The organism is Streptomyces longispororuber (assembly GCF_024448165.1).
Taxonomy (GTDB): domain Bacteria; phylum Actinomycetota; class Actinomycetes; order Streptomycetales; family Streptomycetaceae; genus Streptomyces; species Streptomyces longispororuber_A.
The window spans coordinates 65,439-78,591 of sequence record NZ_JAMOLN010000017.1 but is presented as its reverse complement, the minus strand read 5'-3'; the positions used below and the strand labels follow the sequence as shown (position 1 = coordinate 78,591).

General features: G+C 69.7%; 14 protein-coding genes. 4 read left to right on the top strand and 10 right to left on the bottom strand.

Features of this window, described 5'->3' with window-relative positions; all coding sequences use genetic code 11:
* Positions 1-129: 129 nt before the first annotated feature.
* Complete coding sequence (locus M4J07_RS07590) at positions 130-291, bottom strand: hypothetical protein (RefSeq protein WP_255968697.1); 162 nt, start codon at positions 289-291, stop codon at positions 130-132.
* Between the two features lie 458 nt (positions 292-749).
* Between M4J07_RS07590 and M4J07_RS07585 the strand changes: the two genes are divergently transcribed.
* The 4 genes from M4J07_RS07585 (at position 750) to M4J07_RS07570 (ending at position 4,337) form a co-directional block, all read left to right on the top strand.
* Positions 750-1,973 carry an oxygenase MpaB family protein gene (locus M4J07_RS07585; protein WP_255968695.1) on the top strand — a complete coding sequence of 408 codons (1,224 nt, stop codon included), beginning with the start codon at positions 750-752 and terminating at the stop codon, positions 1,971-1,973.
* A 153-nt stretch (positions 1,974-2,126) separates the two neighbouring features.
* Positions 2,127-3,167, top strand: a complete 1,041-nt coding sequence (locus M4J07_RS07580) for a porin PorA family protein (protein ID WP_255968694.1) — start codon at positions 2,127-2,129, stop codon at positions 3,165-3,167.
* 112 nt (positions 3,168-3,279) lie between these two features.
* Positions 3,280-3,789 carry a DUF4334 domain-containing protein gene (locus M4J07_RS07575; RefSeq protein WP_255968693.1) on the top strand — a complete coding sequence of 170 codons (510 nt, stop codon included), beginning with the start codon at positions 3,280-3,282 and terminating at the stop codon, positions 3,787-3,789.
* 170 nt (positions 3,790-3,959) lie between these two features.
* Positions 3,960-4,337, top strand: coding sequence for a VOC family protein (locus M4J07_RS07570; protein WP_255968691.1), 378 nt, complete (start codon positions 3,960-3,962; stop codon positions 4,335-4,337).
* 332 nt (positions 4,338-4,669) lie between these two features.
* Here M4J07_RS07570 and M4J07_RS07565 read toward each other — a convergent pair whose 3' ends face one another.
* The 9 genes from M4J07_RS07565 to M4J07_RS07525 form a co-directional block, all read right to left on the bottom strand.
* Positions 4,670-5,359, bottom strand: a complete 690-nt coding sequence (locus M4J07_RS07565; protein ID WP_255968689.1) for a hypothetical protein — start codon at positions 5,357-5,359, stop codon at positions 4,670-4,672.
* 307 nt (positions 5,360-5,666) lie between these two features.
* Positions 5,667-6,773, bottom strand: a complete 1,107-nt coding sequence (locus tag M4J07_RS07560) for a hypothetical protein (RefSeq protein WP_255968687.1) — start codon at positions 6,771-6,773, stop codon at positions 5,667-5,669.
* 331 nt (positions 6,774-7,104) lie between these two features.
* Complete coding sequence (locus tag M4J07_RS07555) at positions 7,105-8,331, bottom strand: acyltransferase family protein (protein WP_255968685.1); 1,227 nt, start codon at positions 8,329-8,331, stop codon at positions 7,105-7,107.
* 255 nt (positions 8,332-8,586) lie between these two features.
* Positions 8,587-9,477: a hypothetical protein gene (locus tag M4J07_RS07550; RefSeq protein WP_255968683.1), complete on the bottom strand. Its 891-nt coding sequence runs from the start codon at positions 9,475-9,477 to the stop codon at positions 8,587-8,589.
* The gene (locus M4J07_RS07545; protein ID WP_255968681.1) at positions 9,474-9,812 is read right to left on the bottom strand and encodes a PadR family transcriptional regulator; all 339 of its coding nucleotides are present in this window, start codon (positions 9,810-9,812) and stop codon (positions 9,474-9,476) included. Before M4J07_RS07545 ends, M4J07_RS07550 begins: the two co-directional genes overlap by 4 nt.
* Before the next feature lie 153 nt (positions 9,813-9,965).
* Positions 9,966-10,340 carry a hypothetical protein gene (locus M4J07_RS07540; RefSeq protein WP_255968679.1) on the bottom strand — a complete coding sequence of 125 codons (375 nt, stop codon included), beginning with the start codon at positions 10,338-10,340 and terminating at the stop codon, positions 9,966-9,968.
* 193 nt (positions 10,341-10,533) lie between these two features.
* The gene (locus M4J07_RS07535) at positions 10,534-11,208 is read right to left on the bottom strand and encodes an N-acetylmannosamine-6-phosphate 2-epimerase (protein WP_255968677.1); all 675 of its coding nucleotides are present in this window, start codon (positions 11,206-11,208) and stop codon (positions 10,534-10,536) included.
* Complete coding sequence (locus M4J07_RS07530) at positions 11,205-12,158, bottom strand: ROK family protein (RefSeq protein WP_255968675.1); 954 nt, start codon at positions 12,156-12,158, stop codon at positions 11,205-11,207. Before M4J07_RS07530 ends, M4J07_RS07535 begins: the two co-directional genes overlap by 4 nt.
* Positions 12,155-13,114, bottom strand: a complete 960-nt coding sequence (locus M4J07_RS07525; protein ID WP_255968673.1) for a dihydrodipicolinate synthase family protein — start codon at positions 13,112-13,114, stop codon at positions 12,155-12,157. The genes M4J07_RS07530 and M4J07_RS07525 overlap by 4 nt, the downstream gene beginning before the upstream one ends.
* Positions 13,115-13,153: the final 39 nt, after the last annotated feature.

Here is a 13,153-nt window from a genome sequence, read left to right as displayed (position 1 = left end):
ACTGCTGCCGTGAGGGGCAGCAATAGGGCGATGCCTCTCGCGGGCGGCCTACCCCGCGGACAATTCGGTGGGCAGGCCCCTCTCGACGGCACTGACCGAGCCTCGTAGTCGCGCTCAGCGTGTAAGGACTCACGTCGTCGAGACGACTGTGGGGTGCAGGACGGGCATGGTCGCCGCGCGAGTGCCCAGCTGTCGTTCGGTCACGGTCTCCTTCCAGGGCGCGGCCTTCGGGCGCTCGGTCAGCGGCCGGCCATCGACCGTCAGAGAGCTGGACTCGATCCGCTGCACCACCGCATGGACCGTCGGAATGTCGTCGATCAGGCCTGGGGCGGTCCCGTTCGTCGGAGGCCGCGCGCCTTTCGTCGAGGGACGGACGGCGGCGGCTGTCTGCCGGACATGGCGAACGGGTCCCGCGCGGCCCCACGAGAACAGGTGCGGAGCCTCGTCGTCACCATTGCCGACAGCGACCGAGCTCGCTATGTTAATGAAAAATCACATCGCTCGACGAGCTCGACAGTGATCAGAATGCGCATCTTCTCAGGTCAGGTGTGCAGTTTCTCCTGGCTGGCTTCATCCGGGACGGCAGTAAGTCAATTCAGAGTCTCAAAGACTCCACAAGCTGCGGTCACGCACAGCCCGGCGTGGAGTGACTCGTTCAGGGTCCACGGGCGCGCGGGGGCGCCCGTTGGCAGGCCCGCGCGATCCACTCCTCGCTTCCAACGACCAGCACCCGAGAAGGAGTTCGAGCCATGGACGGGTTGAGCAGACGGAAGATGTTATTGACGGGCGGAGCCCTGGGTGCCGTAGGAGCGCTGAGCATGGCCTCACCGGCCGGCGCCCGGCCCCTGTGGACCTGGCCGGCGACCAGTTCCGTGGCGGGTGCGGGCGCCGGTCTGGACCCCGAGTGGGTGTGGGACGACGAGGCCGACCCGGTACTGGCGGCCGTCATCGACCGCGGCGACGTGGCCAAGGTCAATACCGCCCTGGCGAAGTGGACCCGCAACGACCAGCCCCTGCCCGCCGAACTCCCCTCGGACGTACGGGATTTCATGGAGCAGGCCCGAACGCTTCCGACCTGGGCGGACCGCACGAAGCTCGACCGCGGCTCCCAGTTCAGCAAGACCAAGGGGATCTACGTCGGGGCGCTGTACGGTCTCGGCAGCGGCATGATGAGCACCGCCATACCCCGCGAGGCGCGAGCGGTGTACTACTCCAAGGGCGGCGCGGACATGAAGGACCGCATCGCCAAGACCGCGCGACTTGGCTACGACATCGGGGACCTGGACGCCTACCGGCCGACGGGCTCGATGATCGTGACGTGCGTGAAGACCCGGATGGTGCACGCCGCCGTCCGGCATCTGCTGCCGCAGTCTCCGGGGTGGACGCAGACCAGCGGCGGCCAGACCATACCGATCAGCCAGGCGGACATCCTCGTCACCTGGCACAGCCTGGCCACATTCGTCATGAAGCGGCTGCGGGACTGGCGCGTGCGGATCAGCACGGCCGACTCGGACGCTTACCTGCATGTGTGGCAGGTCAGCGCCGCCATGCTCGGCGTGCGGCAGGAGTACATCCCCGCCACGTGGGACGCGGCCAACGCCCAGTCCGCGCAGGTCCTGGACCCGATCCTGGCCGCGAGTGACGAGGGGGTGGCACTGACCGAGGTCCTCCTCGACATCGTGGCCGAACTGGACCTCGGCCTCACCCGTCCCCTGATCAGCGCATTCGCCAGGTACACGCTCGGCGACCGGGTCGGGGACATGATCGGGCTGTCCAAGGAGCCCGTCCTGGAGCCACTGATCGCAGCCGCCTGGCCCCTGCTGGTCGCGTTCCGCGAAGGGCTGATCTCCTTTCCCGTCATCCCGTCCATCGCCTGGACGCTGGAAGAGGCGATCCGTCAGTTCGTCCTGCTCTTCCTCGGCGAGGCCAAGCCGATCGCCATCAGCATCCCGGACACGAACCGTCCGTCCTGAGCGCGACTCCCCCGCGGACGTCGCACTGCGGCGCCCCCGGGGTGACAGGAGTGCCGGGGGCAGCCGGCCCCAACTGCCCCCGGCACCACCCCGTACCCGCATGAGCACCGTGCACGGTCTGATCCACACAAGCCCCAGCCGGGAGGAACGGCAATGCGTAAACGAGGTTTGATCCTCGGCGGTACAGCAGTGGTCCTGGTGGCCGCATCGGCCGTGACACGGTTCACGGTCTATCCCGCCCTGCATCAGGTACCGGCAGGCAGTGAGACCACGTTCCGGCTCCAGGGCACGGCCACCCTGCTCAACTCCCAGGCGTTGAGCGGCGGGAGCGGTGACCTGTTCCTCCAGGACGTGCCGGTGAAGATGACCCGGCACGTCGAGGTGCGCGACACAAGCGGCCCGACCGCGGTCGTGCACGACGACGCGTCACTGCGCGGCCCGGACGGCAAGCAACTCGCGGCCTCCGCCAACGTCTGGGCACTGGACCGGCGCGACCTCACCGAACGCCCCGCCCCCGAGGGCTCCGGAGCCCAGGACCACACGGGCCTGGCCGTCGGCTGGCCGCTGGAACCGCACCGGCGCGACTACCCGTTCTGGGACACCGGTACCCGCAAGACGGTGACCGCCAAGTACACAGGAGACAAGACCAGGGAGGGCAGAGACACCTACGTGTACGACGTGTCGGCAACCGGGCCACTCGCCGATCCCACCGTCGCGAAGAGCCTCCCCCCATCCCTGCCGCGAGCCGTCGTCGTCAAGGTGGCCGGGGCGCTGCCCGCAGACCAGCGGCCCTCCACATCCGCGCTGGCCGCGCTGCCCGAGACCGTCCCCCTCACCTACGGCTCGACCACCGCACAACGCGCCTGGATCGACACCGCCACCGGACTGACCCTGGACGGCACACTCCACCGGACCGTGACCGCCCGGACCGCGGGACCGGACGGCCCGCTCACGCTCTTTCCCGTGACCGACGTGAACGTGCGGGCGACGAACTCCACGGTTCAGGACCAGGCCGACACCGCAACCGACACAGGGCGACTGCTGTGGCTCCTGAGGGACGCCGGCCCACTGGGCCTCCTCATCCTCGCCCTCCTGCTTGCGGCGACGGCGATCCGGCGAGCCCGCCGCCCCGTCGCCGCCGACCGTTCCAGGGAGGAACAGCCCCTCGACGCAGCCAGGACGCCTGCCCCCTGACCCGGACCCCATTGCCGCAACCGCGCCTCCGCGCGCGCGACCACAGAGAACGGCTGTCCCAACCACCCCCGAACCGCCCACGCGGCTCGACACCCAGAAAAGGACACACCACGTGAACCAACTCGAAGCGCGCACCCGGTTCCGCTCACTGCGCGAGACCGAAGGTCCGGTCGAGGCCGCCGAACTCGACGACGTCTGGGCCGCCTTGGCCACCGTGCGGCCCGAGGAGATCCTCGGCGAGTGGAAGGGCGGCGAGTTCGACACCGGCCACCCGCTCAACGGCATGCTCGCGAAGGCCGGCTGGTACGGGAAGACGTTCCACACGCCGCAGGACGCCAAGCCCTTGATCTGTCGCGACGCGGAAGGCCGGTTGTACTCCAACCTCGAACTCGGCATGGGCGAAGCCAGCCTGTGGACCGTCGAGTTCCGCGGCGAGTCGACCGCAACGATGGTCTACGACGGCAGGCCGGTGCTCGACCACTTCAAGCGGGTCGACGACACCACCCTGATGGGAATCATGAACGGTAAGGAGGTACCGCTGAACGGCCCCTTCTACTACTTCTTCCTGGAACGCGACCCCGCAACCGCCCACGCCACTCAGGAGCCCATCGACAGCGCGTGAGGCGCACGAGGACAGGTTCGTGATCGCGTCCGGCGAAGGCTGGGGACGGCATGGCTATGGACGGGTGTTGGGGAGTCGTTTCGCAATGAGTGTGGGAGTGGCGACAGCATTGCCTCGGGGCTACCGAAAAATAGCTCGCCAGGGCGGGCCCAGCCTTCTACCGTCCCGCCATGCAGATCGTTGTGACGCTGGACTGTGCCGACACCGAAGCGCAAGCCGACTTCTGGCTTGGCGCGCTCGCACCGCTGCACTACCAGCGCGGCTTCCACGGACCTCCCTACCTGAGCCTGGTCGGGCCTACTCCTGCACCGACTCTTCTCCTGCACCAAGTCCCAGAACCAAAGCAGGGCAAGAACCGCATGCACCTTGATCTCGACTTCGGCACCACAGACCTGCTGTCCGAGGTCAACCGCCTCGAACAGCTGGGCGCTACGAGACTCTCCGAAGAACTCAGCGAACACGGCTTTCACTGGATCGTCGTTGCCGACCCGGAAGGCAACGAATTCTGCGTATTCAATCCTCCCAACAGCAACAACGCTGCTCAGTAGTAGGCGGCGAGCCGGTCGAGCGGGACCCCCTCGCCGCCCTGCGCAGCCAGAGCCGCACCCGGTCAGCGAGGTTCATACGGGGGTCCGTCGTGGTCCCATCCATCTCGGCATGGGGCGGCCGCCGCACCATGGGGGTTGGCGCGGCGGGCCGAGGACCGCAGTCCACAGCCACCTCCGCTCAGCAGGAGGTGGCTTGATGCAGGATGACCCCGAACGGGGGCCATCGGCACGGATCCCGGGGGCGGCCTACGTTGTTGACCGGGATGAGCGGGCCAGTTGTAGGGTGACTCACCGCCAGGTGGATGGATAGGCCCGGGCCCGTTTCTTCGGTGTCAGGAGCGGCGCCGGTGCACAACGGCTCGGCACAGACAGCCGACGGCGATCAGCGCGGCCGCGCTCGCGGCGAGCATATAACTGCCGATTTTCCCACCGGTCTTCGCCAGCTGCGCCGGAGGCGAAGACTCGGCCCGGGGCGGGCCGGACTGGGATGCTCCAGGCTGCGGCGAGGTCGGGGACGCCGTCGGCGCGGATACGCTCGGTGACGCGGACGGTGACGTCGTCGACGAGGGGGCCGACGGGGTGGCGGACTGCGACTGGGAGACCGGCGGGGCCACCGAGGAGGTCGTCGACGGTGAGGGCGACGTGGAGGGGCTCTCCTCCATGCCGTACCCGGTGTCCTCGCCTCCAGTGTCCCCGTACCCGTTGTCTCCGATGTCGGCGGTCCCGGATTCGCCGTATTCCCCGACGTCGTGGCCGGACCCGGTATCACCGTAGCCGGACGGCTGCTCGGCCGGCCGCTGCCCGTCTGGGGCGCCGTAGCTCACCGGCGAGCCGGGTGTCGTCGCGTGCACACGGGGTTGCACCACTTCTTGCGGGGAGGCGCTCATCGGCGCGGGTGCCGTCGCCGCCGCCACAGGAGCCGTCGCGCAGCCGATGGCCACGGTCGACATGATCCCCAGGAGCGCGGTGCGGATGCCGTGCGAGCCGACGCCCGCCCTTCGGTTGATGTGATGTTCACACATAGCGGCCGATGATCTATTGCCTTGGGTGCGCGCAAGGTGCGGCACGCTGCCTGCTTCGTCGTATTCACCCTCCTGCCCACCTACTCATCGATTCCGGCTGCCCCGAGACGGCCCGGTACGACCCATCGTTACTCCAGGCATGGCAACGCAGGAGCCAGAAGGCGGCAGCTCGTGCTCGCACGTGGCCGGCGGACGGTACGAGCGAGCGGGGCTGAGCGCCGAGTGAGTGGACCGGGCCGCGGGCGACCCTGCGTACGCCTGACAGGCGGTGGCCCCGACACGTCGGTGCCCGCGGCGGCCGATGTGGTCAGCGCAGGGTGCGCAGGAAGATGTCTGCTTTGCCGTTGGTGTCGTCGGGGACGAGGTCCTCGGCTGTGGACCGGAAGACGACTTGGCGCCCGCCGGCGCTGACCGAGTCGATCTCGGCCGTGGCCGGGCGGTCGGTGACGGTCTCGTCGGTGCCCGTCTGCAGGTCGCGCAGCGTCAGCGGTGCCGGCCCGGTCGTGCCGGACGGGGTGTGCAGGAGGTAACGGCCGGTGGGGTCGATGGCGACGCCCCTCACGCCGGGTACCTGCAAGGCGGTGCCGGAGGCGATGTCGTGGACGTAGGTGTCTGCGCCCGAGAGGTAGACGATCTTGTTGCCGTCGTCACTGAGCTGGACGAGCTCGGCCGCCCTGTCCGGGCCCTCGACCGGGTAGGTCACGTTGTTGTCGGCCCAGTCCCACAGCAGGATGTCCTGCTCGCCACCGTCCTGGTAGGCGAGGCGGGTTCCGTCGCCGCTGAGGGACGGCCGGATCGATGCGGTGTTGTGGATGATGTCGACGGTCTGCAGCTCGCCGGTGTCCGGTCGGCGGACCTCGACGCGCTGATTCTGCTCCGGGTACCTGAAGCTGACGCTGAACGCCTGCTGGCGTTCGCTCGCGCCCATGGACGCCTCGCAGCTGTTGAGCGAGCAGGTGTAGGAGGACGACCATCCCAGGCTCAGGTGGTTTTGATAGAGGGCCATGTGGTCGAACCTGGGTGCCAGATAGGCGAGAACCTGCCCGTCGCTGCTGAGCATGGGCGGTGCCGTCGCGGGCCCGCCGAACTGCTGGTTCTGCCCCGTCGCCAGATCGCGGACGAACACCCGGTCGTTGCGGCCCGTATTGCCGGGGGTGAGGTTGTTCGCGTACGAGGAGAAGGTGATGCGGTCGCCGGCGGGTGTGATCGACACCTGCGCGGAATCGTCGTTGGCCTGGGTGCCGTCGGCCGCGACGCTGACCCTCTCGACACGGGTCGCGTCGGCGCCGGCCCTGTCCGTGCCGTCGGCGGGCCCGGCCCAGGCCGCTCGGGGCAGGACCGTCGCCGTGATCACGCAGACCACGGCCGCCGTGCTCAGGGCGACCTGCCCCCGTCTGGCTGCAACCCGCTTCATACGTCTCTGCATGTTTCCCCCCAGACACCTTCTGCCTCGGTACCCCATACGGAGAACCACGGACATGCAAACGTCACAGAGCGACGCGGTCAACGCGCAGACGCGCCAGATGCCTTGTCGGTACGTACGGTTTGAGTCATCCCAGAACCGTTCCGTCGCGCCGCCAACTTCCGTCACACCTGCGGATTCTCCCGCTCGGACCTGGACAGTGCCCGGGGACGACGACCGCGCCACGGTCCCGGGAACAGGGCCGCACTACGACGAACGGGTTCCTTCACGGCCGTCGGCTATTGGACAGTCCCGACCACAGCGGCGAATAGCGAACAGGCAGTTAGCGCGTTGGACTGGGGATTGCCATCGGGTGCTCGTCGGTGGGGGTGTCGGCGGGCATCGGGTGTGCGGGGTGCGGCTCGGTGCGTGTGGGATCGAGGGCGGCGGTGAGACGGCGGCGGAAGGGGGTGGCCAGTTTTTGGTCGATCAACCCGTTCAATGCGGCAGCCATGAGGATGGAGGCGAGAAGCCCTAGAGCGACGGCAGGAAGAAGGCCGAGTCCGGGGGCGGCCTTGAGGATGCCGCGGGCGACGGGGATGCCCAAGCTCTGGTGGACCAAGTAGAAGGGATAGGTCAGGGCTCCTGCGTAGACGAGGAGGCGCCATTGGATGTGGCGCAGCGGTCCTGGTCCGGCCAGGGTCAGCAGGGCGAGGAAGCCGGTGAGGGCGGCGGCGCCGATCGCCCAGTTGGAGCCGGCGTGGCCGGCTATGCGGTCGTCCAGGACGGTCAGGGTGTAGCACCAGGCGAAGCCGGCCAGGAGCCACAGGAGCAAGTTGGGTCCGAAGCGGTGCATCAGGTAGAGCGCTATCCCGGTGGCGAAGAGCCCGGCGTACTGGCTGAGGAGGATTTCGTTGAGGGCGGCCGAGTGGAGCTCTCGGCCGATCGACGCCAGTAGCAGCCACAGGAATGAGAAGGCTATGACGCGCCGGTAGGTCAGGCCGATCAGAAGCAGCGCGCCCATGAGGAGGTAGAAGCGGGCTTCCACCCAGAGCGTCCATGCGACCCCGTCGGTGAAGTCCAGACCGAGCGGGCTGGGAATCATGGTGAGGTTGCCGAGAGTGGTGCGCAGGTCTGTGGGTGCTCCTGATCGCTGTCCGAGGAGCACGGTGACGGATCCCGCGGCGACAATGATCAGCACCACGGCCCAGTACAGAGGGAAGAGCCGCGCGATGCGGGAGACAGCGAACTGCGCCGGGGTTCGGTCCCAGCAGCTCATGCAGATGACGAATCCGCTGACCAGGAAGAACGCCTCGACGCCCAGCCAGCCGTAGCCGCTGACGGCGTGGAGGAACGGGGCGGCCTGGGCCAGGTCGTGGTCGCTGCCCCAGAACCGGGGAGTCGGGGTGCCGAGGTAGTGATATGCGGCTACGGCTCCTGCCGCAAGGAGCCGGAGGCCGTCGACCGCGGCCAGGCGCCCGCGTTTGGCGGAGTCGCGGGACCGTGGCTGCCCGTCCTCCTGGCCCGGCGTGAGCGGGCTGCCGCCGGTTTCGGGCAGGGGCACGGACATGGGAACTCCTGTGGCAAGAGAGCCGATCGACGAACGTCGCCGGGAGGGAAAGGAGATGAGGAAGGCATGCCGAAGCCGGCCCATGGCTGCGGGGCTGGGAAAAGCATGAGCACGGCATGAGCAGAATGGCCGGTGCCGTGGTGTCAGTGCTCGGCCACGTGCGTGCAGGCAGACAGGCTCAGGGGACGGCACTCGTTGTTGCCGGTCCGTCGTCCCCCGATACACATGACTCGCGGTCGGTGAACTCCCCTGTGGTCAGGCCGGGTTCACCGAGTTGGAGCGGGTGCGGCGGTGCAGCCGCAGAACCACGGCCGTGACCGCGAGGGCTCCGAGGGCCGAGAGAACGTCGTCGTTCTGCGCGAAGCCGGAGAAGTACAGAGATGCGATGAACGGTGCGGCTGCGCCGGCCAGTCGGCCTGTGGTGCGGATCCGGGCGAAGGACCGACGGCCGACCAGGAGCAGGGCCGCGGCTGTTGGGATGCCCAGCCTCCAGGGCAGGAGCAGGCCGATCCCGAGCGGGTCGATCACGGTGACAGCGGCCACCAGAAAGACGGCCCAGACCGCCAGGGAGACTGTGCCTGCCGTGGTACGCACCCGGGGAGCGGGGCGCAGATCGGGTGGGCAGAGCAGAGGGAGTGCTCCGATCAGGACTGGTGTGGCCAGGAATCCCGCGAGGTGCCAGGGCAGTTCGGACGGCATGGGCCAGACCGGGAAGAGGAAAGCGAGCGAGCTGCCCACAGTGCCGGCGAGCGAGCCCAGCACTCCGAGGAGGTAGCGGCCGGCCAGAGCTGTCACCGCGCTGATCAGTGTCAGCAGGTAGCAGACGTTCATCAGGGTCAGGAGCGGACCGACGCTCCCGGTGTCCATGACATACCAGTCGGCGGCGGTGCCGATGAGATTGAACGCGGCGTATGCGGCCGTGGCCGCCAGGGCGAAGGGAGCGATGGCGGCGCAGAACTGTCCGCCCCGCCGGGCGGAGCTGACGCCCAGGCGGAGCCGGAGAGCGTGCGTGACGATGTCGGTGGCTTCGTGGAAGCGGGCGCGCCGTCCCGCTCCTTCGGTCGCTTCGCCGTAGGACTGGGCGATCTCGTCGCCGAAGGCTCGCCGGTAGTTCGCGGGATACAGGTGCAGCAGGACCGGGTTCATGCGGTGGCCGCCTTGCCGGAGACCTTCAGGCGCCGGGTGGCCTCGCGTGCCGTGGCGGCGATCCGCTCGGCTTCGGCGGCGAGGGCCGCACGGCCGGGAGAGGTCAAGGTGTAGGTGCGCCGCAGACGGCTGTCCACGACCTCTTCCTTGTGCACTTCGATCAACCCCTGCTGCAAGAGGCGTTCCAGCGCCCCGTACAGCGTGCCGGTCCGCATCTTCACCCGGCCAGTGGAGATCGCCTCCACCTCACGCGCGATCGCGTAGCCGTGACGTGGCTCGTCTGCGAGCGCGGTGAGGAGAAGCAGGGTCGGTTCCTGCATTGCACGGTCAGTCATGAGGACAGCATACGTCGGTCACCGACATATGCCGGACGGGGGGTGCCTTGTTCTGGTCAGGCGCTGCTGGAAACAGTCTCCGGACCCGTGATCGGGGCCGACGTCAAAGCAGCGCCGTCCATCGCCACCGTGCAGGGCGGGACGGCGCTGCGGTCACGAGGGCATGAACCCGTGGAGGTAGTCCCGTACCGGCGAAGACAGTTCGGCGTCGACACCCTCCGAGGGCGACGCCCAGCGCAGTTGCTCTCGTGCGAGGCTTCCGCTACCTGACGGGGTCTCGCTCAACAGTTGGCACACCACCGCCGATGTTCCATCGGCAGCCGGACGAAGCGTCCGGGTGCCGTCGACGAGATAACCGCTCAGCTCGTACACCACGCGCTCCGCAGTGACCGTAGTCGACTCGCCGTGCTCCGGCCTGCCCGACGGGAGACCCCAGCCGTCCCGTAGCGCCACCAGCAGAAACTGACCGTCGTACACGACGACCGCTTGCACCGCAGCGTCGGCGGCGGCGGTCCGCTCCATCTCCATCCTTCCGCCCCCCTTCGTACGTCCGCTCCCTAGTCATGCGCGTCCGGTACTTACCCACTCCCCGGTCGGACACGCAGTGCCTTCGCCCGTGGAGCAGCATGTCCCGAGGGTGTCGAGATCGTGCAGTTCAGCCCTGCGGTTGACCGGAAACGCAGGGGCGCCCACCCCCTCAGCCGACGCGACCCCCGGCGGGTCACTCTCCGAGTTCCCCCACGAACAGCCGCGTCAGCGCGGTCGGTGCGGTGATGGCGGTGCCGACGACCACGCTGGTGGCGCCGGCGGCCAGCGCCTCGGCGGCCTGCGCCGGGGTGGCGATCCGTCCCTCCGCGACGACGGGAACGCTGATGGCAGCGGCGAGTTCTGCGACCAGCCGCAGATCCGGCGCGGTCTGCCGCGGCGAGCCGGGTACGTAGCCGGAGAGCGTCGTCGAGACCAGGTCGGCGCCCTGCTGTGCGGCCGCCACGCCTTCGGAGAGCTTCGAGACGTCGGCCATGACCAGTGCTCCGGCCCGGTGGACGGCGGCGACGAGGTCGGCGAAGGTGCTGCCGTCCGGGCGTGGGCGGGCCGTGGCGTCGGCGGCGACGACGGCCGCACCCGCGTCCACCAGGGCCAGGGCGTGGCGGACGGACGGCGTGATGTACACGCCGCTGTCGCCGTCCTTCCACAGGCCGATGACCGGGAGGTCGACGGCGGCCACGGTGGCGGCGACGACCTCCGGCTCGTTGACGCGGACAGCGGCCGCGCCGCCGTCCCGGGCGGCGCGGGTCATCCGGACGAGGGTGTCGGTGTGGCGCATCGCGTCGCCGGGAGGTGCCTGACAGGAGACGATGAGGCGGCCGGCGAGGACGTCGGCGAGAGAGGTGGTCATCGGCTGACTCCGGTGGTGCTCGGGGTGTGCAGGGGCACGGTGCGGGTGAGGGTGGCGGCGCCGAGAACGGCTGCGTCGTGACCGACTCGGGGCGCGGTCGGCGTCAACCTCAACTCCCTTAGCGGGGACATGAGTTCGGTGGCGAAGGCGTCGCGCAGCGCGTTCCGGTACAGCGCGCCGATGCGGGGCACGCCTCCCGCGACGACCACGCGGTGGGGGCCGAAGGCGTTCGCGAGGCCGCCGAGGACGCGGCCCGCGGCCCGTGCGCCGAGGGTGATGGCGGCGATGGCGTGCGCGTCGCCGAGCTCGGCGCGGGCAGCGACCCGTTGGAGGGGTCCGGGCACGGTGCCCGTGACGCGGGCGTACTGGGCCGCGATGCCGGGCCCGGCCGCGATGCCTTCCAGATGGCCGGTGGCGCCGCAGGTACAGGGCAGGCCGGCGGCTTCAGGACTGGGCAGATGGCCGAGGTGACCGGCGATGCCCGCCGCGCCGGTCAGCACGCGGCCCGCCACGGCGACGGCGCCGCCGACGCCGGTGCCGACAGCCAGGTAGAGCAGCGAGGCATCCGGTCCTTCCGCCCGCGTCAGCTCCGTGGCCGCGGCGGCACGCACGTCGTTGTCGCAGGCCACCGGGAGACCGGTGCGGGCGGCGAGCCCCGCGGCGAGGGCCGTGCCGGCCCAGCCGCGGATGGTGTCCGTGGCGCTGGTGACCATGCCTGTCACCGGGTCGATGACGCCGGCCGCGGCAACACCGATGGCGGTGGCGGTGCCGCCCTGGCCGAGTACAGCGCTGACGGTCGAGGCCATGGCGTCGAGTACGGCTGCGGATCCTTCACCGGCCGGTGTCGGCACGCGGTGCCGGGCGAGGATCGTCCCGTCGGCCGCGACCAGGGCGGCGTCGATCTTCGTGCCGCCCAGATCAAGGCCGATCACCGGCTGGAAGCCGGTCATCGGACGGTGAGCAGGCCCGCGGCGCGCAGGCGCCGCTCGACGAGGCGCACGGCATCCGTGTTCAGGGGGACCTGCGGCGCGGCGGTGGTGCCGTGCGTGAACACGCCGAGCAGACGCAGAGCGTGCTTGAAGGCCCCCAGCGCCGAGGAGTTGCGGCCCATCTCGCTCTCCGGTCCCGCGTCGACCAGGCCGAACAGTTCGACCAGACGCTCCTGTTCCTTGACCGCGGTGTCGAGATCGCCGCCCTGCACGGCATCGTAGAGACGGACGTAGCCGGCCGGGTCGACGTTGCCGAGCCCCGGAACGACACCGTCGGCACCGGCCAGCAGCGCGCAGTCCACGGTCAGTTCGGATCCGGTGAGGATGCTGAAGGCGGGGGCCGGGCCGTCGGTGCGGCCGTGGCGGCCGCCGAGTTCGACGAGAAGCCGGCGCAGCGAGCCCTCGTCGCCGCTGCTGTCCTTGAGTCCGGTGAGGGTGCCGTCCTCGGCGAGTTCCCGCACCAGTGCGGCGGACAGCTTGCTGTGCACGGAGACCGGCAGGTCGTAGGCGAACAGCGGCAGATCCACGCGCTCGCGCACGGTACGGAAGTGGCGGGCGATCTCGACGGGGTGGGTGCGGGTGTAGAACGGGGCGGTGGCGACCAGCGCGTCCGCTCCGGCGGCCCGGGCGGCGCGGGCGTGTTCCTCGACGCGGGGGGTGGTCATGTCGATGACCCCGGCGAGGACCGGGACACGCCCGTCGGCGGCCTCGACGACGGTCTCCAGGGCGACGGCCCGCTGCCGGTCGGTGAGGAAGGCGACCTCGCTGCTGGAGCCCAGCGCGAACAGGCCGTGCACCCCTCCGCCCACGAGGTGGTCGACGAGCCGGGCGAGGGAGGTGGTGTCGACGTCACCCGTGGAGTCGAGCGGGGTGCAGACGGGCGGGACGACGCCGCGGAGGGGCTGGGACCATGACATGGGAACTCCAGGTTGTACGTGGGTGGAACAGAAGGGCCG